Genomic DNA, 21,870 nt, shown 5'->3' on the forward strand with positions numbered 1-21,870 from the left:
GGAGGATCGCGACGATCATGTGCGGCCGCGCCTGCGGCTGAGAGGAGGGTAGGGCAAAAACGGCGTCCGAAATCCGCCTCGGCGGGTCACGCCGTGCGGCTCCTGCGACGTCGCGGATGTCTGCGGGCATGCCGATGACGGCAGCCCCCGACCTGCTCACGGACACCAGATGCCTCCCCCTGGCGAGCCGGTTCCCCGATCTTCGTTGACCGGGGCACTCACCCCGCCGTACCCGATACCAGCCCATCACACATAAAACGTCAACCAGCCCGAAACAGGCGTATTCCCTCGCCCCTCAGAGCTTCTCGCGATCCACCCGTACAGCTTGACCGATCTGTGATAAACCGGCGCGGATTTGGGGACGTCTCACTGAACAGGCGCGAGCTTTCGCGGCCGATGACCGTTATTGGAGGGTTCGGTGACCATCAGGGACCAGCTCGACCGGCGCGCCTTCATGCGCGTCTCCGCCCTGGCCGCGGCCGCCGCGGCGGGCGCCTGCGGAGGTCCCACCCCGCCCGGCCACACCGCCACCGCCTCAGGAGGCTCGGGAGGGACGACCGGAACCCCTTCCGCGACCGCCGCCACCGGCACGACCGCCGCCACCGGGGCGCGGACCGCCCCCAAGCCGTCCGACTGGAAGGCCCTCGGCCGGGGCCTGGCCGGGAAGCTGATCCGGCCGGGCGACGCCTCCTACGACGCCGCCCGCCGCCTCTTCAATCCGGCCTTCGACGGCGTGCGGCCGAGCGCCGTCGCCTACTGCGCCAACCCCTCCGACGTCGCCGAGTGCCTGGCCTTCGCGCGGCGGATGCGCGTCCCGCTGACTTCGCGCTCGGGCGGCCACAGCTACGCGGGCTGGTCGACCGGCACCGGCCTGGTCATCGACGTCTCGCGCATGAGCACGGTGCGGGCCACGCAGGGACGCGCGGTCGTGGGCGCGGGCGCGCAGCTCGTGGACGTCTACGACCGGCTCGCGGCGCAGGGCGTGAGCATCCCGGCGGGGTCGTGCCCGACGGTCGGCGTCGCGGGCCTCACCCTCGGCGGCGGCCTCGGCGTGGTGTGCCGGAAGTACGGCCTCACCTGCGACGCGCTGGAGTCGCTGCAGATCGTCACGGCCGACGGCCGGCTGCGCACGTGCGACGCGAACCACGACCCCGACCTGTACTGGGCGTCGCGCGGCGGCGGGGGCGGCAACTTCGGCGTCGCGGTGTCCTTCACCTTCCGCGCCCACGCCGCGGGCGACGTCACCGTCTTCTACCTGAGCTGGCCCTGGTCGCGCGCCCGTAAGGTCGTGACCGCCTGGCAGGCGTGGGCGCCGTCCGCGCCGGACGCGATGTGGTCCACCCTGCACCTCAGCCACGACCCCGATCTCGACGTGCAACTTGCCGGGGTCCACGTCGGCCCGCGCGCCGAGTGCGAGCGGCTGCTCGAACCGTTCACCGCCGCGGCCGGGGCCCCGTCCGGGCGCGCGGTCCGGCAGGTGCCGTACCTGCGGGCGATGATGGAGATGGGCGGCTGCGCCTCGCGGACGGTGTCGCAGTGCCACCGCCAGGGCGACCTGCCGGGGCGCACGCCGAACGGCCTCTTCCCGCGCGACTCGTTCAGCGCGAAGTCGCACATGGCGTACCGGCCGCTGTCGGCGGCGGGCGTGAAGGCGCTGGTCGACCAGATCGCCGCCGGAGGCCGCCACGCCGTGCTGCTGGACGCCCTCGGCGGCGCCGTGGGACGGCCGCGGCCGGACGCGACGGCCTTCCCCCACCGGCAGGCGCTGTTCAGCGTGCAGTACTACGCGCACATGGCGGGGGCCGCGGGCTGGCTGCGGGCCGCGCACGCCGCCATGGAGCCGCACTTCGGCCCCCACGCGTACGTCAACTACATCGACCCGGAGCTGAAGGGCTGGCGTCAGGCGTACTACGGCGGCAACGCCGACCGTCTCGCCAAGGTCAAGGCGGCCTACGACCCGGACCGGCTGTTCCACTTCCCCCAGGCCGTCTGACCGTTCCCTTAGGCCGTCGGACCGCTCCCCCAGGCCGTCTGGCCGGGCCCGCGAGCTCTCGGGCGCCCTCCGCCGCATGCGACCGGCGGGGGCGCCCGAGATCCGTCAGGGCTTCTCAGGAGCCGTCGAGGTCCGTCACGGCAGGAAGTGCTTCAGCACCTCGGGGTTGGCCATGGCGCCCGTGTTGGCGGCCTGCTCGACCGGCGTGCCGAGCAGGATCCTGCGGACGGGCACCTCCAGCTTCTTGCCGCTCAGCGTGCGCGGGATGCCCGGCACCTCGCGGATCTCGTTCGGGACGTGCCGCGGGGACAGCTCGGTCCTGAGCGCGTCCTTCAGCTTGGCCGTCAGCTCGTCGGTGAGCGTCTCGCCGGGGGCCATCAGCACGTACAGCAGCAGGCGGCCCTCCTGCCCGAGCTGCCCGGTGTCGATCACCAGGCTGTCCTCGATCTGCGCGAACCGCTCGACGACGCGGTAGAACTCGCTCGTCCCCATACGGACCCCGCCCCGATTGAGAGTGGAGTCGGACCGGCCGTAGATCACGCAGCCGCCGTCGGGCAGGATCTTGATCCAGTCGCCGTGCCGCCACACGCCCGGGTAGTCGGCGTAGTAGCTCTCGCGGTACCGCTCGCCGTCGGGGTCGTTCCAGAACATGACCGGCATGGACGGCATGGGCTTGGTCACCACCAACTCGCCCACCTCGCCGATCACCGGACGGCCCTCCGCGTCGTAGGACTCGACCGACGCGCCGAGGCAGCGGCACGGGATCACCCCCGCCCGCACCGGCAGCACCGGCACCGCGCCCACAAACCCCGTGCACACGTCCGTGCCGCCGGAGAACGACCCGAGCTGCACATCCGGCAGGACGTCGTACAGCCAGGCGAAGCCCTCGGGCGGAAGCGGCGAGCCGGTGGATCCGACGCCGCGCAGCTTCTCCAGGCCGGTGGGACGCAGCTCCGCGCGCATGGAGGCGATGATGTACGGCGCGCCGGTGCCGAAGTAGGTGACGCCCTCCTCGGCGGCCAGCCGCCACAGCGCGTCGGTGCCGGGGTGTGTGGCGGCGCCGTCGTAGAGGACGATCGTCGCGCCCACGAGCAGGCCGCCCACCAGGAAGTTCCACATCATCCAGCCGGTCGTCGTGTACCAGAGGAACACGTCGCCCTCGCCGAGGTTCTGATGGAAGCTGAGCGCCTTCAGGTGCTCCAGCACGATGCCGCCGTGCCCGTGGACGATGGGCTTGGGCAGGCCGGTGGTGCCCGAGGAGTACACCACCCACAGCGGGTGGTCGAACGGCACCGGCTCGAACTCCAGCGGCCCGGCCTCGGCGCACAGCTCGTCCCACGACTCGACCCGGAGCCCGTCCCAGGACCCGGCGCCCTCCCCCGTGCCGCCCTCTGTGCCGATCCCTGTGCCCACGATGACGGTGGCGGCGAGGCCCGGCAGCTTGGCGGCGATGTCGGCGACGACGGACGAACGGTCGAAGCGGCGGCCGTTGTAGGTGTAGCCGTCGACGGCGATCAGAACCTTCGGCGTGATCTGCGCGAACCGGTCCGTCACACTGGAAGCGCCGAAGTCGGGCGAGCAGGACGACCAGATGGCGCCCAGGCTGGCCGTCGCGAGAAAGGCGATCAGCGCCTCCGCGGTGTTGGGCAGGTAGGCCGCCACGCGGTCGCCCCGGCCCACGCCGAGCCGCGCGAGGCCCGTCCGCGCCCGGGCGACCTGCTCGGCCAACTCGCCGTACGTGAACACCCGGCGTCCGCCGGTCTCGTCGCAGGCGATAACCGCGCGCCGGGCGGGGTCGCCGCGCAGCGCGTTGCGCGCGTAGTTCAGGGTCGATCCCGCGAACCATTTCACGTGCTGAGTCGTCCCACTGATGACGGGCCCGTCACCACGCTCGCCTTCGACCGAGAAATAGTCCCAGACCGACGTCCAGAACTCCTCGGGAGACTCAACGGACCAGCGCCACAACCGCTCGTAATCCTGCCCGGAACGCCCCAGCCACTCGGCGAACCGGGTGATCCTCGCGTCCCGGATCGCCTCCGCGGACGGCTCCCACAGCAGTACACCTTCCTCAACCATGGCCCCATCCTGCCCCCGCCCCCGAACCCGCGCCATCCCGGGTACCCACACATCGGGACCGCGCGACTGGCGTCCAGACGGGGGGTCTTCTCTCCGGAAACCCGATCCGGGGCGGTCCCGCCGCTTACCCCGCGATATCGCCCGCTCCGGACTTGCCAGCGGCTACGTACCTGCATGCGCCCCGGCGGCAGGCCGTCGACCGATTCACCGAAACCACAGTCGCGCCGCTGGAAGCGTCCAAGCGCTCCGGGAGGCACCCCGAAGGACATCAGCCGCCAAAGAGTTCAAAGGGGTAGACACGAAGACTCCATCCCAGGACGTCAGCTGAGCTCCTGAGCGACGACCGCGACCTTCCTTGCCAAATCAGACAGAGGCAGTAATCGTGAACAAAACTCTGCATCGAGGGGGGGCGCGGCGGCCGGGGTGCCGCAGGGTACCGCAAGAACCGCACAACCCCCGCCCCAGCCCGTCCGCTCACCCCGCGCAAACCGCACCCGGCGGCCTTGTCGCAGGAGGAGCGTGACCGCGTCCGCGCCGTGCTCAACGAGCGGTTCGCCGACGCCGCACCCGCCACGGTGTGAACAACAGCAGGTGATGGCGTCGCACAGCAGGGCTCCGATCCGTAGAGGCGGCAGACGGCTGGTGCCGGACCTCGGGACTCAGCCCGGCAAGGTGATCGGGTGCACGGGTACTCCGTGGACGAGGTAGGTGTTGACGAGGTCGAGCAGTCCCAGCGGGTAGACGGGGTCGCTCGCTGAGGTGATCTCATCTCGGGTCCACCACCGGTACGCGGTGATCTCATCGGGCTGAGTGGCAGCGGCGAGGTCGAACTCGTCGGTCTTGATACGCACCAAGTAGTAGAGCTCCACCTGACGCACGGGGCGCCCGCCGACCGTGTGCTCCTTGACTCGTTCGGCCACCGCCGCCCCGAACGAGCCGTCGTAGGCCAGCCCAAGCTCCTCACGGAGCTCGCGGCGCGCGGCGAGCTCGTGGGTTTCGCCGGGTTCGAGCGAGCCGCCGGGCACCGCCCAGAACACCTGGCCTTCGTCGTAGCGCAGGAGCAGCAGGCGGTCGTCGTGGTCGAGGAGGATGACGCGCGCAGCGCGACGGATCTCGGCGGGCATGAGGAGAATTCTTCCAGCTCGACGGGGTGGGCAATCAGGATTTGGTAACGAGGTAGTCGCCGATGCACAGGGCGTCCAGGTCGGTGGCCTGGAAGGTGGCCAGCGCGTCGGCGGGGCTTTCCACGATCGGCTCGTTGTCGTTGAAGCTTGTGTTGAGCACCATCGGGATCCCGGTCAGGGCGTGGAAATGGCGCAGCAGGTCGGCGAAGGCGGGCTGGTCGGCGGCGTGCACGGTCTGGACGCGGGCGGTCTGGTCGACGTGCACCACGGCGGGGACCTTCTCGGCGACGCCTGGGCGCACGGCCGGGGCCAGCAGCATGTACGGCGAGGGGCCTGCCAGCTCGAACCAGTCGGTGGCGTGCTCGGCGAGCACCGCCGGGGCGAACGGCCGGAAGGGCTCGCGCTTCTTGATGCGGTCGTTGAGCGCCTGCTTGGTTTCGATGCTACGCGGATCGGCCAGGATGGAACGCTGCCCCAGCGCGCGCGGCCCGAGCTCGCTGCCGCCGGTGAACCAGCCGATGATCGCCCCGTCGGCCAGCAGCTGGGCAGCGGTGGCTGCGATATCGCTCTCCTTGCCCCAGGCGAACGGGGTGTGGCGACGCTCGCTCAGCCCCGAGCGCGGGTCTCGGCGCAGCGCGAGTTCGATGTCGGCGTCGTCGTAAGGTCGACCAAAGGCGTCGACGCCGAGCGTCCGCCGCGGCATCTGCCCGGTGAGCTGATGCCAGCCGTACAGGGCGCAGCCGAGCGCTTGGCCGCGGTCGGAGGCGGGAGGCGGCACGAACAGATCTTCCACCCCGGCCAGCTTGGAGATCTTGTCGTTGGCGACGCAGTTGAGCGCGACGCCGCCGGCCAGGCACAGCCGGCCGACGCCGGTGTGCTTGATGACCTGGCCGGTCAGCGCGAGCAGGATCTGCTCGGTCTGTTCCTGCAGGTAGGCGGCGGCGTCCACATTCTCGACGCGCAGGCCCAGACCGCCGGGCGGCCCGAAGTCCAGGCCGTGCTGCGCGGCGAAGGCGGCCACGCCGCGCGCGTGCCCGGCGGGCAGTCGGCCGATCACGTGCAGGTCGTCGGTGAGGCTGAACAGCGGCACGGTGTGCCGGGCCGGGTTGCCGAAGGAAGCCAAGGCCATGGTCTTGCCGGCTTCCTGGGCGTGCCAGCCGCAGTGCTCGGTGAAGGCCTCGTAGGTGGCGCCGATGCCGCCGTAGCGAGGGCGGTCCGGATCGTTCCCGCCCACCCGCTCGAGGCCGCCGGGCCCGGCCAGGTAGTAGGACTCGGTGTCGGTGTTGTTGCCCGCGCCGTCGCACACCACCACGGTGGCCTGCTCGAACGGCGACAGGCAGTAGGCGCTGTAGGCGTGGGCCAGGTGGTGGTCGGCCGTGCGGATGCGCTGCTCGGACACGCCCAGGTGGACCAGCCCAGTTTGGGCCGGGGTGAGCGGGTGCATGCCGTAGGTGCTGGCGACGAACAGGTCGACGTCCTCCAGCCTGAGGCCGGCCGCCTTCAGCACGTACAGCAGACTGGCCTGCCAGCCGGGGCTGTAGCGGTGACGGTTGAGACGTTCCTCGCTGATGGCGATCATCTGGGTGTCGGTGAGCAGGGCGGCGCCGCCGTCGTGGGCGCCGAGGTTGAGGCCGACGACGCAAGGAGAAGACGAACTCATCGGGAAACCTCCGAGGTCAGGATCGAGTGCGGGTCCCAGCGGGTGACACGCCCGCCGAACAGGAGCAGGCCAGCGAGCTCGAACAGCTGCAGGTACCCGCCGCGGTAAGGCAGCAGCGGGCTGACCGGCCGACCGAGCGCGCTCACTCCCCCGGCGGTGGCGTAGGCCGCGGACAGGGCCGGGTGCGGCCCGTCGGCCATCGGGAGAGGGCGCGGACCGGTCGGCAGCGCGACGCCGAGCCGGGCGATGACGTCGGTGACCCGGTCCAGGACGTCGCGGGCGGACAGGTTGTCGGTGTCGATGATGGTCAGGTGCGGCCCGGCCAGGGCCGGGGCGCGCTCGCGGTAGAAGTCGACGAGCCTGCCGAGCAGCGCGGGGTCGAACCAGTGCCGCCAGGACGGCTGGATGTCGCTGGCGGCACGGTGGCGGCGGCGCAGGCTGGTCTGAACCCCAGCCATCAAGATCACCGTGTGGTGGCGGGCGGGCTGCCGTGCGGCCAGGTGCGCGTGGTAAAAGGCGAGCGCGTCAGTGTAGGGCATGGTGTCACCGCGGCGGCTGGCGTAGGCATAGGCCAACACGCCGAGGTGGGCCCGGTCGCACACCACCAGGTCAACGTCGGCGCCGGTGGCGGGTAACGCGGCCAGGGCATCCAGCCGGTCACCTTCGTGCTCCAGGTACCACTGCGTCAGCTCCCTGCCGGTTGATCCGGCCGGGCCGCGGCCGTCGGCGGCGGCCAGCGGTGCGTTCGGCTCGGTCCAGGCCAGCGCCCGGTTGCCCAGGGCGTGCGCGAGCGCGGCCAGCAGGGTGGTCTTCCCGGCCCCGGGCGGCCCGTCGAGCACCAGAACCGGCACCGGGTCTGGCACAGGGCCCGCCCTCGACACGGGCCCGGGATCCGGTGGTGCGGGGCTATCCGGCGGCGTCACAGACGGCCCTTCGGCGTTGTCCCGACAGCGCTGCTAATGGCCGGGACGTGGGCGGCATCGGCAGACGCCAGCGTGGCCGCGGCGACGGAAGACCCCGTAACCGCGGGGACCGGCATCCAGGCACCGTCGTGGCGGGAGGACTCCCAGGCGGCCTCGGCCAAGGCCAAGCTCCGCAGATGATCGCGGCCCTCGTGCGGCGGCCGGGTGCCGCGGGCCAGCGCGTCGACGAACGCGGTGTAGGCGCCGGCGATGCCGTCGGGCACCCATTCACCGGGCGGCTGGACCACGGCCGGTTCGTGGTCGGGCAGCATCAGGCCCGCGCTGTCGTAGGTGAGGTGCGCATCACCCCGCGTGCCGTTGACCCACAGATTGCTCGCCCACGCGCCCTGCGAGCAGGTGGCATTGTGCAAGGTCAGGCTGGCCACCAGCGGCCCATCGAACTTGAGCATGATCGTGTAGGACAGCGGGCAGCGGGCGCGCTGGCCGGGGGTGAAGGCGGCGCGGGCGGTGACCTCGAGCACCGGCCGGCGGGCGTACCAGCGGACCATGTCCAGGTAGTGCAGCCCGTGGTCGAGGAACAGGTAGCCGGGATGGTCGGTGTACCAGGCTGTCAGGTCCTCGCTGAAGTGGTGCACATGGGCCAGGTGCACCAGGTCGCCGAGCAGGCCGTCGTCCAGCCACTGGGTCAGCAGCCGTTGCGGCGGTGACCAACGCAGGTTGTGGTTGACAGCCAGCGGCACCCCGGCCCCCTCCGCCTCGGCCACGATCAGCTCGGCTTCGGCCAGGGTGTAGGCCAGCGGCTTTTGTACCAGGAGCGGCTTGCCCGCCGGCAGCAGCGCCCGGATGAGCTCCAGCCTGCCGGTCGGGCGGGTGGCCACGTCGATCAGCTCGACGGCCGGGTCGGCGGCCAACTCGACCGCGCTGGTGTACAGCCGCGGCCGCCCCGGCCCGCTCCACTGCGCGGCCAGCCGCTCGGCGCCCGCGCTGGTGCGGCCGCAGATCGCGGCCACGGGCACATCGGCGGCCGCGTAGGCGGGCAGGTGCCCAGTGCGGGCGATGCGGCCGGTACCGATCAGGCCGACGGCCAGCCGCCGGTGACCTTCTCCGTCGGCGGTCGCACCGGCAGCTGCGGCGTCGGGGGCTGCTTCTGGCTCGGGAACAGCGGACATGCTCATCGTGAGGGGGCCTTCATCGGTTCGAGCCCGGCCAGCTGGCCAGGCGTGGTGGCGGGGCACAGGCGGGCCAGCGCGGCGGCCAGCCCTTCCACCGTAAGGGCGATGTCGCCGCTGGCCGCGAGGGAGAGCGCGGGCGCCGGGTGATGCATCCGGTCGGCAAAGGCCTGCCACATCGCGGCGAACGGGTTGCCGAACCCGCTCACGCCGACGCCCGGCCCGTCGCTGGGGGTGATCAGGCAGGCGGCCGAGCCCGGCCCGTACGGCGGCCCGAAGCTGAGCGTGACACTGGTGTTCTCGGCGAGCAGATGGACATGTTCGCCGTAGCCGCCCTCGGGATTGTCCCCGAGCTCGTAATCCCAGCGCGCCCCGGCCGAGCCGACCAGTTCGGCGCGCAGGCCGTGACCGCCCGCAGTGAGCGTGCAGGCGAGCGGGGTGAGTTCCGGGTCGGCGAGCACGGCCACGCTGAGCAGGTGGTAGCCCTGGCGCAGCAGCAGTTTGAGCGCCTGCAACTGCTCGCCTTCCAGGTCGGCCGGGTGCGCCGGGATCGGGTCGTGCTCGAAGGTATAGGGGCCGAACCCCGCAGGCAGGTACGGCGCGCGGGCGGTGATGTCGCTGGAATCGCGTTTGATCAGCCGGGCGTGCACGGTTGCGGAGCCAGCGGCGGCTAGCAGCGCGTGCACGGCCGGATCGTAGGCGCGCATCACCCCGACCTCCAGCAGCAGCCCGGCCTCCGCCGCCGCGGCCAGCAGCCGCCGCGAGGTGGCCAGATCGAGACTGACCGGCTTCTCGACGAAGACGTGGCGCCCGGCGGCCAGCGCCTGCTCCACCAGCGGCTCGTGCACGCCCGTCAGCACGGCGACCAGGTCACAGGTGCGCAGCAGCGTCCGCAGGTCCCTGGCGCGCGCCCCGAATCGGGCGGCAGCGGCTTCGGCGCGGCCGGGGTCGCGGTCGTGGACGGCGGCCACGGCAAAGTCGGGATGGTCAGCCAGAACCGGGAGGTGAATGCCGAACGCGGCCCCTCCGCACCCGACCACGCCGACCCTGATCTGCGAGCCGGTCATGATCCACAACCGGGGAAACAGGCCCGGGCCCCGGCCAGCGACCGCGCCGCGATGTCGGCGACGGGCGCGGCGCGCAGCTGCGGGTTGAACAGCTCGACCGAAACTGGGCCGAGGTAGCCGGCCGCGGCCAGCGCCGTACGAAACAGCGGCCAGTCCAAGCTTCCGGTCCCGGGGTAGTGCCGCATCTCATCGGTCCACCCCGTGCGGTTGCCGGGGGTGCGCGGCGTGTCGGCGATCTGGACATGCACGATCGGCGCCTGCGGACCGGTCAGCTGTTCGGGCATGCCGCCGGTGGCCGCCCAGTGGTAGCTGTCCACCAGCACGCCGAGCGCGGGATGGTCGGCCCGCTGAATCAGCTCATCCAGCTCCATGGGCGTGGTGCACACGCTGAACTGGCCCCCCAGCGATGCGTCCAGGCCCCGGCGCACCCCGACGGCCTCCACCGCCAGGCGCAGCCCGAACTCCTCGCACGCGTTCGCCAACTCCCGCAGGCGGCGCACCGCCAGGTCGCCGGCGTCTCGGCCAGGCAGGCTGCTGCGCGGGTTGACGACGATGGTCGCCACCGGGCAGCACAGGACGCTCATCGCGTCCAGCCGCTCGCGCACCGACGCCAGCGCCGCCTGGTAGAAGGCCTCCGGGATGAGCAGGGGCGCCGGCAGGATGTGATCGGCCGGCAGGATGCCGCTGGCCGCCGCCACCGACAGCCGCCGCTCCTGCAGCGCCTCACGCAGCCGGTCCAGGCCGAACGCGCGGGCCTGCTGAATCGACATCTCGATCAGGCCGAACCCTGCCTGCCTGGCCGCGTCCAGGAACTCGGCCACCGGCAGGCCACTGAGGGTGGCCGGGTTCAGGCAGGCAGGGAAGCATTCTTCGTCCGCGCTCGCGGTCGCCGACCTCAGTTCGACGTCTCGCCCAGTGCCGGTGCCGTCGGCCAGGCATGGGTTGCGTGATGCGATCATGTGGGTTCTCCTGTCGGTCAGGCGGTGGCCAGGGCGTTGTCGAGCAAGCCCTGGCGCAGGGTGTCGAAGTCGGCCATGACGTCACCGACGACACCTTCGACCAGCGCACGATCGAGCGGCTGGGAGCCGGAGTGGTGCACGAGAACCTGCCAGGGATCGTCCAGGTCGCGACCGGACTGGGAGACCAGAGCGACGGCGAGGCTGGCGCCGGTCAGCGCGTGCAGCCGGTTCGCGGCCTCCTGAGCGGCGAGGTTGTAGAGCTTGCCGACGTGGTAGACCGGGTTCTTGCCGGACACGCCCTCGGCCGACCACGGCCGTAGCATGGAGATCAGCCCGTTGGCGCGGTTGCCGCGGCCGACGACACCTTCATCGCCGGACTCCAGCGATGACCCGATCGCCGTCAGATACAGCTCGCACCGCTCGGCGTCGTCCCGGGTGTTGATCGCCACCAGCACGTCGTGGCCGGGCGCGGCCACCGAGGCCAGCGCGCCGATCAGCTCGCGCAGCTCCTCGCGGCGGCTCAGATACGTGGCCAAGTCCGGGGTGTGTACGGCGATCTGCGGCACGCACGCCGTCAGGTGGATCTTCTGCCCGGTGCGGGCGACCATGAGCTTGATGTCGGTGCCCACGTGCGGGTGCTCTCGCAGGAAGTCCTCACCGGACAGGTGGGACTCCACCGCGATCGCCAGGTGCTCGGCTACACCGAGCGGGGCATAGCCGACCCCGGCGCTGGTGTCGTTGGCGAACATGCGGTGCCGCTCGGCCAGGTCGTCCAGCGTTCGCGGGGCGAACCAGCGGGTGCGGCCGGCGACCTGTTCGCTGCTCGGGCCGTGCACCGCGCCGGGGCTGGAGGCCTGCGTCAGCCGCTGCCGGATGACCAGGTCGTGCTCCACGTCCAGCAGCGGCAGCCGCGCGCTGAAGTAATCCCGGACTGCTCCCTCGACGATGTCGTCGACCGGCACCTGCTGTTCGCCGAGCGCGCGGGTCAGGCGGCCGTTGACGAGCACCGTGATCGGCTGGACGAGCTTGCCGGAGCCGAAGGACACCTCCGCCAGCCCGCCGAGCAGCGCGGTCTTGTCGGTGTTGTGGTGCAAGATCGCGCCGAAGGTGTCCAGGCAGTAGCGGCTGTAGGCCCGTGAGATGGCTTCGGCGACGCCGTCGGCCAGGGTGTCGGGGTGCCCGGCGCCCTTACGCTCGACGAGCTCCACCGGCATCAGGTCGGCGGCCAGCAGTCCGGTAGCAACAGTGGTGATCACGAAAGCCCCTTCTGGACGGGAGACGGAGATTCGGGTGGGGGTGGGGCCTCCGCCGGGATCAGGCGGCGACCGATCAGTAGCAGGCGGGTGCGTTCGAGCCGGTAGGCGGCGATCCGGGCCAGCTCCCGCAGCCCCTGCACCGCGCTGGCGCTGTCGAAGAAGAGGTAGGCGGCCAGCAAATGGGTCACGGCCGCGGCGACGTCGCGGCGGCCGACCCGGATCGCGGCCGCAGTGACGGCCACGCTGGTGTGCATCCGGGCCACACTCACCCCGTGACCGATCCCTTGCTCCAGGAACCAGCCAAGCCGGGTCTCACGCCGGTAGGCCGGATGCCCGGCCACTGCGGCCGGTTCGATCACGACTGTCAGGCCTTTCTGGACGGCTCGATCGACGAATTCCAGGTCCTCGCAGCCCAGCAGCCACCGGCCGCGGCGGCCCAGATCCGGCCGGAAGCCGCCGATCTTCTCGAACACCTCACGCTCGACGAGCAGGCTGGCGGTGGTGATCCAGTACGGCCAGCCGTAGGGTCGGCGCTTGGACGGCCAGTTCACCGGGCCGTGGCACTCGCGCAGGCCGTCGGTGAGAGGACGCGCCAGACCCTCGGGGTAATGCGTGATCGTGCGGCCGCCTACGATCGCGGCCTGCTCGTCGACGGCGGCCGACACCAGCGCTGCCAGCCAGCCCTCATCTGGGACGATGTCCGGGTCGAGGAGCGCGACGTAGTCGCCGTCGGCGATGCAGATGCCGCGGTTGCGGGCCCGGCTCGCCCCGGCCCGCACCTCGACCACCACGCGCACCCGGAACGGCCACGCCCGGCTGTGGACCGCGCCGGCAACTGGGCCCTGGGCCCACGGCGGATCGTTGTCCACGACGATGACATCGACCAAGCTCAGTGAGTAACTCTGCCGGGACAGCGCCTCCAGCAGCTCCCGCACACAGCGGCCGTTCCCGCGTGCGGGCACTACCACTGAGACACGCGGGTGCATCGCCTGATACGGATCATCCGACATGGACGCGACGCTAAGAGGGCATCGCTCTGCGACACCCAACTAGCTGTTGGGGATAGTCAGGCCCGCTTCCCTGTGCTAGGAGTCCCGCGCTGCGGCGGCCGAGAACTCAATGCCTCCCCTGCCAGAGCTCCTGCTGCCCGCACGAACAGACCCGCTGAGAGGATGCGACGCGATCAGACGGGCGCTATCCGGCCCATGCACACCTCATAGACCCGGCGGAGCTCGGACTTCAGCTCCTCCCACGGGAACGAGGCGGCGCCCGGCGCTCCGGAGGCGGGCTGGGGCAGCCGCTCAGGATCCAGCAGGACAGAGACCCCGCAGGAGGTGAGGCGCTCCACGCTCACGGGGAAGGCGGGATGGCGAGCCAGCGCCACGTTCGGCCACGGGACGACTACCAGCGGCAGACCCAGGCCGATCGCCTCATTCAACAACCCCAGCGCCAGGGTGTCGGAGATCCCGCCCGCCCACTTGTTGATCGTGTTGAACGTCGCCGGGACCACCGCCATCGCATCGGCCGGTGGCAGCACGTCCGGCTCTTCCGGCCGTTTGTAGTCGTCGCGCACGGGATAGCCGGTCAGCTCCGTCAGCCGCGCGGAGTCGGTGAACTTCCTGCCCGACGGCGTGGTGACCACGCACACAGTCCAGCCGTCGGCCTGCAGCGACGTCACCAGATTCGGAAGCTCTCCGGCCGGGCGGCCTCCACACGCGATCACATACAAAACGGGCTGCCTGCCATCGGTCATCATGTCAATCCCCTGACTATCGAGGTAAATGCAGTTAGCGTCCTTGGCGCCGCATCCGGTGCAGTCGGGGGTACATTACGGCCATCATGGGAGGGCCCGCCATGATCAAGAGGAACGTGGAGATCGACCCGGTCGACCGTCAGATCGGCGCCACAGTTCGGACGCTACGCATGAGCCGCGGGCTGAGCATGCGTGCCTGCGCCGAACTCTGCGGCTACACCGAGGAGTGGCTGCGCCTGGTGGAATGCGGCCGCCGACCACTGGACAAGCTGTCCACCGCCATCGCCCTGGCCGTCGTGCTGGGCCTCGACGACCTCGGGATCATGTTGGGCGCGCGGCTGCAGCGTCTGCGTTGCGCCCTCAGGGATACCACCCATCTCCAGCACGAGACCGTCCCCGCGCTGCGCCGGCTGCTGTCGACCCCCACTTACCCCAAGGCCTCCACCCGCGACCCCTACACCGAATCCGAAAGTATCCGTCGCCGGCTGTCCCTGGCCTGGTCGGCCTGGCACCGCTCCGACCGCCCCTACACCGCACTCGGCATCGTGGTGCCCGGCCTGCTGCGCGACACCCTCGCCCTGCACCGAGCCAGCCCGCCAGCCAGTCGCCGCCTCACCTGGCAGCTGCTCAGCGAGGCCTTCCAGATGGCACAGCGATTCCTATACTGCGTCGGCGAACCTGACCTCGCCGCCCGCGCCGCCGACCGCGCCATGGTCGCTGCCGAAGAGACCGATGACCCCGTGTTCATCTCTGTCTCCGCCTGGACCTCGACCATGGCCGCGCTCGGCCGCTCCCAAGCGGAAGAGGCCCATGCCATCGCCCGCGACGCCACCGGCCAACTCCACCGCGCCTTGCCGACCTCCCCCGCGGCTCTGTCCACCTTCGGGGCGCTCAACCTCTTCAACGCCATCGCCCTGGCCCGCCTGGGACGCCCCGCAGATGCCTGGCACAGCTGGAAGCTCGCCCACCGCTCCGCCACCGCTCTGGGAAAGAACCACCACCACCCGCTGACAATGTTCGGGGCGGCCAACGTCGCCATCTACTCCGTCGCCCTCCACATCGAAACCGGCCAGGCGGCCACCGCCATCAAGAACGCCAGCCGCATCGACCTGGCCACGATCCCTTCCACCAACCGCCGCGCCCAGCACCTCATCGACCTCGCCCAAGGGCATCTGCGCCGCAACGAGCCCGACGCCGCCGTCACCGCCCTGCTGGCATCCGAGCAGCAATCGACCGAGACCATCGCCTTCAACCGCGCCGCCCACACCACGATCATGGAAATCACCGAAGGGACCAAGCGACCTCCGCGCGCGGCGCTCGACCTGGCCGCCCGCATCCTAAAAGCCACCTGACCTCAGCCAGATCACCATCACGCGCTCGAACTCGGCGGCGGAGGAAACGAGCGTAAGCCAGGGCGTGAAGCGGGGGCGTGAAACAACTCTCCATATCTGTCCGCCTACTCTAGGATGCTCCTGCGGTGCGAGGAAACGTGATCGATGGCTCCACGTGCGAGTTCACGTGACGGAATGGCTGCTTCAAGCCTTCGGTGAGCGCGGGTGATCGCCGTGAGGCTGGTAACGGTCGCCTCGTCGATTTCAGATGGCCGCGCGACCAATGTGAGGCCGATACCCGAGGGCGCGATCGCCTTGCCGAAATCTCGCCGTTCATTTGGTCGTCATCTCCCCGAGAACCGAAGCGGATCATGTGAAGCAGGATCCCAGCGGTCCGCTATCCCCCGAAGGACGTCAGCCGCCAAAGAAGTCGAACTCCCCCGCGCGTACCCCAGCCGTGAAAGCCTCCCACTCGGCAGGGGTGTAAACGATCACCGGGCCGTCGGGATGGCGACTGTGCCGGACAGCGATGCGTCCGCTTCCATCGAGTACGGGGCCGGCCTCGACGCAGTCACCACCCCCTCCATCGGCGCTGAAGCTGCTGATGTGCCAGGCGACAGGAAGGTTCAAGGGGGCAGACACGAAGACTCCATCCCAGAACGTCAGCCGAGTTCCTGAGCGACGGCTCCGATGAACTCGACGGACTTCTCACTCGGCAGCGAATCTCGACTGATTGCATCAAACTTGAGCATAAGCCTCCGCGCCTGCTCAGCCTCGGCATAAATAGCGCCTGCCGGACTCGAAACATACGCGACCGTCGGGTAAGGCTCAGGCAGGTCATAGACCTTGAACGACCCATCCGGACTGGCATGCGCTCCGCTCGACTGCGGGAGAACCCTGATCTCGACGTTGGGCTGCCGTGCCACATCTACAAGCCGCTCCAGTTGCGCCCGCATGATCCTTGACCCGCCCACCGGGCGCCGCAGCACGGATTCGTCCAGCACCATCACCAGATGTGGCAGATTGCTCGCCAGGACTTGCTGCCGGATCAGCCTGAACTCGATCCAGCGCCTGATCTGCTCCTCAGACGGCTCCGCATCCGCGGCCCGCATGATCGCATTCATGTAGTCCCGCGTCTGCAGTAGTCCTGGCACCACCATCGCGTCGAACGAGCGGATTCCTTCCGCACGCGACTCCAGCCAAGCATTGTCCACGATGCCGAGATGCACGTCGTCGGCGTACGCGTCCCACCATCCGCTCTGCCATGCGTCTTGGCTCAGCCGAACAAGGCCGTCACGCTGCCGTTCATCCGCCACTCCGTAGAGGCCCAGGAGCGCCACCACTTCAGTGGAGCGAGCAGGGTAGATCCCAGCTTCGACACGACTGATTGTCGAGGCATCGCGCTGGAGGAAGTCCCCAGCGTCCTTGAGTGTGAGCCCTGCGGCTTCGCGTAGTTCGCGCAGTTGCTTACCCAGCCACTGAGATCGCAGGGTCACTCCGCGTCTAGCACTCATCGTCACCTCCACGTCACGTATTGCATTGGGCAGCGACCCTACAGGGACGAGCCAGGACTCCAGGGAGTATCTGCAATTTCCATGCAAGCTTGCCCAGCCGATGCCATGCTGCGAGTAATCGACAAGTCACTCTTCGGAGTCATCTGACGGAAGGCGGAACCGGTGAGCAGGAGAACGAACCGTCGCAGGGTAGGCATCCCAAGATGACCAGCACCACGTGGCGGCGCGAGTTCCCAGGCGATGCGGCTCAGCTCCGCGAGGTGCGACGCTTCGTCAACGGCGTGCTACTGGATCACCCGACCCGGGACGACACCGTGTCCTGCGTCGTAGAGCTGGCCGCCAATGCGATACGCCACAGCAGATCAGGGCAGGGAAGCACGTTCAGCGTCGAGCTAGGGCTGTCCGGCCAAATCGTACGGATAGCCGTGTCCGACGCCGGAGGTTCCGCAGTTCCATCCATCCAGCACGGGACGAACGACGAACTGCTGGAGGGAGGACGCGGCCTGGCGATGGTCGCAGCTCTGAGCAGCCGCATGGGCGTCGAAGGTGACGACCTGGGACGCACCGTTTGGGCAGAACTCCGCTGGGATGCCCTTGATAAAGCCTCTTCCTCGTACCCCTCCGAGCAGCCCATCGGTGTCTGCGGTTGGAGGATATGGTTTGGTGAAGCGACATGCCGTTGGTGGGCAGTCCCCTCCACACCACTCCCCATTCTGATCGAGGCATCCTCTCCCGAGGATTTGGCACGGGGTATCGGCATGGTCGAGGGCGGCGGCTTTGATGGCACGGCAACCGGCGTGTCTGAGTGACTTGTAGTCGTGCTCAGCTCGGATCGAAGCGCGAGGGGCGTTTATCATCGCTCCGCCACGCGGCCGTGTGCGCCGCCGACGCTTTCCGGCTGGACGAGTCGGCGTGACCCGGGCCGTCCAGCCGACCGGCGATTCACCCGGAGAAGGTCGCGTCCGTCACGGGATCGGGTGGTCACTGAGCCGGCAGCCGCGTGGCCGTTCGGGGCGGTCACCAATCCCGCCGGCTTCGGGCGCCCATGCCTGGTAGCTGATGGTCGTCCCCTTCGGGAGCCCCTCGGCGCTCTCGGCCGCGATCGGGGTGTGAGCCAGGACCGTGCCGGTCCGCGGGTCGAGGATGGTGGTGTACCGCTCGGCCACCTCGTCGTCGGCGCCGAACTCGGTGAAGAGCCCTCGCTCTTGAAGAAGGTGACCGCAATGCCCTTGCGTCCTAGAGGATCGGTGACCGGGCCGCGCACCTCGGTCGTGGGCAGCCCGGCGAGCAGGTGCAGGGCCACGGCCCGGACCGAGGGGCTGACCGGCAGCTCCAGAAGGACGGAGGCGAAGGTAAGGAAGTGCTCGAAACTCTCCTCCCTTCCGGACTTCCAGTACGTCCGGAGCGTCTCTCGCAGCCCGACTGCGTCGCCGGGCAGCGCGGCGAGGTCGGCGAGGGCGAGTTCGCCCAGCCGCCGGTCGCCCAGCACGCCGCCCGGCTCGGCCGCGCGGGTGTAGAGGCAGCCGGACGGCTCGGACCGTAGCCGCAGTTTCGGGCATGCGCTCGCTCGGGTGCCGGGTGTGCACACCCGCTGGACGGTGGCCGGGGAGCCCGCCGCCCGCCACGCGCGCTCGTCGGTCGTGGTGGCGGGTCGGGCGAACTGTTCACGCCGCTCTACCTGGACGGGGTCACGCGGGTTTCGCGGCTGCCAGAAGTCGATGCGCGCCGAGGTGAGCACGTTGAACGTCTGGCCGCCCGTCTGGACACGAATCAGCCCGTTGTTGAGCAACGGCCTGCGCCAATAGGCGCCGTCGTCGTCGGGCAGCTGTGCGACATGGTCGGTGGTGGGGAGCGCCTGGCCGCGCTGGCACTACATCGTCGCGTTCGACTCTGGCCGCCTCGATGACGAACTGCACCGCCCGGACGAGCACGAGACGCAGCAGCTGCGCTCCTTCCTGAACGAGGATATCCACCACTGGTACAACGACCGCTGGAAGGCGAAGCTGGCCGAGCGTCCGTTCGACATTCGAGGCGCTGGAGGGCCTATGAGCACCGATACAGACGCGTTCGTATCGTTCTTAAAAGCCCGACTCGCCGAGGATGAAGCAGCCGCGAACGCCACAGGCAACCTTCGCGGCCCAACCCCCACCGGCTACCGGGTCTTCGGAGTCCCCGGGAAACTGGCCTACAGCACAGGCAGGCTGCTTCGCGAGGTGGAAGCACGCCAGTGGATCCTCGCCCGTTTCGAGTACCGCCTCACCATGCAGCCCGATGACGCCCAAGGACCCGAGCACTGGGACGATCTGACGCGTCACCATTACGAGACCCTGTGCGACCTGGCGGCGTCCTACCTGACCCATCCCGGCTACGCCGCTGCCCTCGGGAAACTCGAAGCCAGGTGCCCTTGCGGGACCGACCCGTGCGAGTGGCGGGAGATCTGTGAGACTCCTGAAGAGGTCGCCGATGCGATCGCCGCACACCTTTGGAACACACGGCGAAGAGACCTAGTCCAGAGCGAACCCGCACCGCCCCGGATGGCCGAGTGGTAGAACGCACTGGTGCTCGGACTCCGGGTCTTCGATCTCGCACGGCGGCAGCACGCCGATCTCCCGCCCGCCTGCGTCGTCCCACAGGATCCACCACTCAACGTCGTCCTTGGCGGCTTGCCCTAGCGACATGTGCACGCCTTCGTGGCCTTCCTGGATTTCACACGGCCGAACCGATTCGACCGTGTGAGCTCCGTCAGGGAGGCCGTCGAGGAAGGCGACCTCTTCGGCGGTCAACTCGACGGGCACACAGCACCACGGCGGCAGTTCGGTCACGACGATCCGGTCCAGCAGTTCGAGCAGTACCCGTAGCGGAGCTTCCCCTTGACCGTGTCGGTCTGGCATCCCTTGCACTTCGTCGGCTGTTCAGCCTTGGGGATGCTGGAGGGGACGATGCCGCGTTCCCACGCGTACTTCTTGCGGTTGCCGGGCTTGCGGCCGGTGCGCTGCCCGTTGCGGGTCATGTCTCTCGCCATGGCCGTGGACGCTACAACCTCGCAGGTCAACGGCCTGTGCGACACGCGGTTCTCCCGTTGACTCATGGGCACAGCGCTTCGGAGTGCGTCAGACACAGCACTTCACGGCCCTTTACGTTCCAGACTGTCCGACTTGATCCCGCCGTGATGGCTGCACGTCCCGCGTCCACTTGAGGCGGACCGCCACCCGTCGGAGCACACGAACCCGGTGAGTCTCTGGGAGCTCCATTGCTCGACCAAATTGGCGAGCCCGTTGTCGCTCGGCTGGGCGCCCGTCGGGGTGGGCGCTACGAGCGGCAGCTTGGAGGGGTCCGAAGCCGACATGTTTCGGCGTCCGTTGACGACGAACGCCAGCGCCACACATCCGCCGACCACCCATCCACCCGTTCGCAAGAGTGTCTCGGCCCAGTCTCTTTTCGGCTTGGCTGGCGATTGCGGTCCAGGCATGGGTGTCTGTCCTCCGGGTGACGTTGGATTTCCGCCGAGTCCGTACTGAGACGCCTGATGCAGGGGAGTGGTTCACCCCGCCGGGCTGGTGCCGATCGCAGTAGCGAGTTCCCTGACGCCGGCCACCCGCGGGTGGCGGGTGACGAGGTCTGATGCGATTCGCTGGTTACCTGGTCTTTCCAGCACTTCGCCCGGCGCGTCGGAGAGGGCGCCCAGCAGCGCACGCGCGGTCTGCTCCGGCCGGCCTGCCGCCCACGCTGAACGAGCGACGTCGACATGGAATCGCGCCCGCCGTTCAGGCGTGGGGAACATCTGCGGCCGTAGCCCTTCGGTGACGTACAGGGCCTGCTCAGCGTCGCCGAGGGCGTAGTGGATGTTCGACCTGTACAGCTGGACGAACGGCAGACTGGTGACCGGCCCGGCCAGCGGGGACAGGCGGTTGGCGATTCGCTCGACCTCGCTGATCCGGTCCAACGCCTCCTGCTCCTTGCGTGCCCAGCCTGTGGTGTACGCCAGGGCGCACTGGAGACGGATGTACGTCGACGCCTGCGGCGAGGTGCGCAGCCCGGTGGCCTCCAACCCTGCGATTGCCCGCTCGACCACGCGGGCCGCCGGGTCGAAACGCTGCTCCTTGCGCAGGAGCATGCCCATGGGGCGGGATGCTGCCCCGATAGCCACCGCATCCCCGGATCGTTCGGCGATCAGCAGCGCCCGCTCGGCGGCCAGCCGGGCCGCTTTGCGGTGTCCGACCTTGTTGAAGGTGTGGACCATCAGCGCGTAGCACTCCGAGAGCAGGGCATGCCCGGCTGGGGTGTCGGCTCGGTCGGCCATTTCCCGGGCTGATGCGATCAGGGCGGGGAAGCCGGCCATCAGGGCGCTGAGCGCGCTGTGGTCGTACAGGTGGTGGGCCTGCTGGAGCCGCACCCGGACTTGCTGGGGGGTTTCGGGGCGCTGCGGTGCCGGTGGTGCTGCCAGGGCGTCGTCGACCCGCCGGAGCACGGCCAGCGGAATCACCAGGCCGGTGATGGTCATGAGCTCTCGGCGTCGCACGGGTTCCCTTTCGATGTGAGCCGCATCGCTACTCACCGTATCCACATGTAGCTGAGTGCGACTAGTGGGCGTGCGGCGCTTCGGCTCACCCAACCCCAACTGCGCTGCAGGAACCCCGTACAACCTGCACAGATCAGGCACATACGAGCGCGGGCTCTCCTCGCCGTGCTCCCACTTGCACAGCTTTCCCGGGGTCAGCGGAGGCCGTTCCATGCCGGCGTCGGCGTACAGCGCGGCGATCCCGTCGATCGCCTGGGCGCGGCTCCATCCATACGCCAAACGCCACGCCTCCAGCCGCGACATCGCGGGGAACTCGACGCGGATCGCCGCGCACGTCTCCTCAACACCCAAGCCCCGGCGCTGACAGGCGAGACGGATCTCCTTCGCCTGGCGCAGCACCGCGGCCCGTTGTGCTCGATCGATCTCGGCCACGTAGACCTCCGACGCGAACAACCTGAACTGAGAGTAGCGCGACGGCTGCGCTCAATCATTGCCTTCCTGGCAATGTTCTGACCGGGCTGGCATT

At 69.6% G+C, this 21,870-nt stretch carries 21 protein-coding genes; 5 read left to right on the forward strand and 16 right to left on the reverse strand.

Translation table 11 applies throughout. From position 1 onward, the window contains the following. Positions 1-418 precede the first annotated feature (418 nt). Entirely contained in the window at positions 419-1,993 is a 1,575-nt protein-coding gene (locus AB0H21_RS14690) for an FAD-binding oxidoreductase (protein ID WP_358516377.1), read from the forward strand. A gap of 135 nt (positions 1,994-2,128) precedes the next feature. Here the strand turns inward: AB0H21_RS14690 and AB0H21_RS14695 are convergent, their stop codons facing one another. The 10 genes from AB0H21_RS14695 to AB0H21_RS14740 all read right to left on the reverse strand — a co-directional run bounded on the left by AB0H21_RS14695 (position 2,129) and on the right by AB0H21_RS14740 (position 13,983). Continuing rightward, complete coding sequence (locus AB0H21_RS14695; protein WP_358516380.1) at positions 2,129-4,069, reverse strand: acetoacetate--CoA ligase; 1,941 nt, start codon at positions 4,067-4,069, stop codon at positions 2,129-2,131. 659 nt (positions 4,070-4,728) lie between these two features. After that, positions 4,729-5,193 (reverse strand): NUDIX domain-containing protein, encoded by a 465-nt coding sequence (locus AB0H21_RS14700; RefSeq protein ID WP_358516383.1) that lies wholly within the window; start codon positions 5,191-5,193, stop codon positions 4,729-4,731. A 34-nt stretch (positions 5,194-5,227) separates the two neighbouring features. Beyond that, positions 5,228-6,853 carry a carbamoyltransferase C-terminal domain-containing protein gene (locus AB0H21_RS14705; protein WP_358516386.1) on the reverse strand — a complete coding sequence of 542 codons (1,626 nt, stop codon included), beginning with the start codon at positions 6,851-6,853 and terminating at the stop codon, positions 5,228-5,230. Next, on the reverse strand, positions 6,850-7,716 hold the full coding sequence (locus AB0H21_RS14710; RefSeq protein WP_358516389.1) for an AAA family ATPase: 867 nt from the start codon (positions 7,714-7,716) through the stop codon (positions 6,850-6,852). Before AB0H21_RS14710 ends, AB0H21_RS14705 begins: the two co-directional genes overlap by 4 nt. Before the next feature lie 56 nt (positions 7,717-7,772). Continuing rightward, positions 7,773-8,945: a Gfo/Idh/MocA family oxidoreductase gene (locus tag AB0H21_RS14715; protein WP_358516391.1), complete on the reverse strand. Its 1,173-nt coding sequence runs from the start codon at positions 8,943-8,945 to the stop codon at positions 7,773-7,775. Between the two features lie 2 nt (positions 8,946-8,947). Next, on the reverse strand, positions 8,948-10,012 hold the full coding sequence (locus AB0H21_RS14720; RefSeq protein ID WP_358516394.1) for a Gfo/Idh/MocA family oxidoreductase: 1,065 nt from the start codon (positions 10,010-10,012) through the stop codon (positions 8,948-8,950). Further along, the gene (locus AB0H21_RS14725; RefSeq protein ID WP_358516397.1) at positions 10,009-10,971 is read right to left on the reverse strand and encodes a sugar phosphate isomerase/epimerase family protein; all 963 of its coding nucleotides are present in this window, start codon (positions 10,969-10,971) and stop codon (positions 10,009-10,011) included. The genes AB0H21_RS14720 and AB0H21_RS14725 overlap by 4 nt, the downstream gene beginning before the upstream one ends. Before the next feature lie 17 nt (positions 10,972-10,988). After that, complete coding sequence (locus AB0H21_RS14730) at positions 10,989-12,227, reverse strand: methionine adenosyltransferase (protein ID WP_358516400.1); 1,239 nt, start codon at positions 12,225-12,227, stop codon at positions 10,989-10,991. After that, positions 12,224-13,237: a glycosyltransferase gene (locus AB0H21_RS14735; RefSeq protein ID WP_358516402.1), complete on the reverse strand. Its 1,014-nt coding sequence runs from the start codon at positions 13,235-13,237 to the stop codon at positions 12,224-12,226. Before AB0H21_RS14735 ends, AB0H21_RS14730 begins: the two co-directional genes overlap by 4 nt. A 173-nt stretch (positions 13,238-13,410) precedes the next feature. Further along, positions 13,411-13,983 carry a flavoprotein gene (locus AB0H21_RS14740; protein ID WP_358516404.1) on the reverse strand — a complete coding sequence of 191 codons (573 nt, stop codon included), beginning with the start codon at positions 13,981-13,983 and terminating at the stop codon, positions 13,411-13,413. Between the two features lie 113 nt (positions 13,984-14,096). Between AB0H21_RS14740 and AB0H21_RS14745 the strand changes: the two genes are divergently transcribed. Beyond that, positions 14,097-15,332 (forward strand): helix-turn-helix transcriptional regulator, encoded by a 1,236-nt coding sequence (locus AB0H21_RS14745; RefSeq protein WP_358516406.1) that lies wholly within the window; start codon positions 14,097-14,099, stop codon positions 15,330-15,332. Between the two features lie 393 nt (positions 15,333-15,725). Here the strand turns inward: AB0H21_RS14745 and AB0H21_RS14750 are convergent, their stop codons facing one another. After that, positions 15,726-15,941, reverse strand: a complete 216-nt coding sequence (locus tag AB0H21_RS14750) for a DUF397 domain-containing protein (RefSeq protein ID WP_358516560.1) — start codon at positions 15,939-15,941, stop codon at positions 15,726-15,728. A gap of 32 nt (positions 15,942-15,973) precedes the next feature. Further along, on the reverse strand, positions 15,974-16,837 hold the full coding sequence (locus AB0H21_RS14755; RefSeq protein ID WP_358516407.1) for a helix-turn-helix transcriptional regulator: 864 nt from the start codon (positions 16,835-16,837) through the stop codon (positions 15,974-15,976). A 191-nt stretch (positions 16,838-17,028) separates the two neighbouring features. Here AB0H21_RS14755 and AB0H21_RS14760 point away from each other — a divergent pair, with 191 nt between their 5' ends. After that, entirely contained in the window at positions 17,029-17,634 is a 606-nt protein-coding gene (locus tag AB0H21_RS14760) for an ATP-binding protein (protein WP_358516408.1), read from the forward strand. A 156-nt stretch (positions 17,635-17,790) separates the two neighbouring features. On the opposite strand, the gene AB0H21_RS14765 is transcribed toward AB0H21_RS14760, so the two are convergent. Beyond that, positions 17,791-17,991: a hypothetical protein gene (locus AB0H21_RS14765; protein WP_358516410.1), complete on the reverse strand. Its 201-nt coding sequence runs from the start codon at positions 17,989-17,991 to the stop codon at positions 17,791-17,793. Between the two features lie 194 nt (positions 17,992-18,185). On the opposite strand from AB0H21_RS14765, the gene AB0H21_RS14770 reads away from it, so the two are divergent. Together AB0H21_RS14770 and AB0H21_RS14775 are read left to right on the forward strand one after the other, a co-directional pair. After that, positions 18,186-18,368, forward strand: a complete 183-nt coding sequence (locus tag AB0H21_RS14770; protein ID WP_358516412.1) for a hypothetical protein — start codon at positions 18,186-18,188, stop codon at positions 18,366-18,368. Between the two features lie 298 nt (positions 18,369-18,666). Continuing rightward, positions 18,667-19,374 carry a DUF6221 family protein gene (locus tag AB0H21_RS14775; protein ID WP_358516414.1) on the forward strand — a complete coding sequence of 236 codons (708 nt, stop codon included), beginning with the start codon at positions 18,667-18,669 and terminating at the stop codon, positions 19,372-19,374. Here AB0H21_RS14775 and AB0H21_RS14780 read toward each other — a convergent pair. From AB0H21_RS14780 to AB0H21_RS14790, 3 genes are all read right to left on the reverse strand, one after another. Continuing rightward, positions 19,330-19,647, reverse strand: a complete 318-nt coding sequence (locus AB0H21_RS14780; RefSeq protein WP_358516415.1) for a hypothetical protein — start codon at positions 19,645-19,647, stop codon at positions 19,330-19,332. The two genes, AB0H21_RS14775 and AB0H21_RS14780, sit on opposite strands and share 45 nt — an antisense overlap. Then, positions 19,644-19,847, reverse strand: coding sequence for a hypothetical protein (locus AB0H21_RS14785; protein WP_358516417.1), 204 nt, complete (start codon positions 19,845-19,847; stop codon positions 19,644-19,646). The genes AB0H21_RS14780 and AB0H21_RS14785 overlap by 4 nt, the downstream gene beginning before the upstream one ends. Before the next feature lie 519 nt (positions 19,848-20,366). After that, a complete protein-coding gene (locus AB0H21_RS14790; RefSeq protein WP_358516419.1) occupies positions 20,367-21,776 on the reverse strand; it encodes a hypothetical protein in 1,410 nt (469 codons plus the stop codon). Between the last annotated feature and the right edge of the window lie 94 nt (positions 21,777-21,870).

Origin of the sequence: Sphaerisporangium sp. NPDC051011 (assembly GCF_040653595.1) — a bacterium.
Classification (GTDB): domain Bacteria; phylum Actinomycetota; class Actinomycetes; order Streptosporangiales; family Streptosporangiaceae; genus Sphaerisporangium.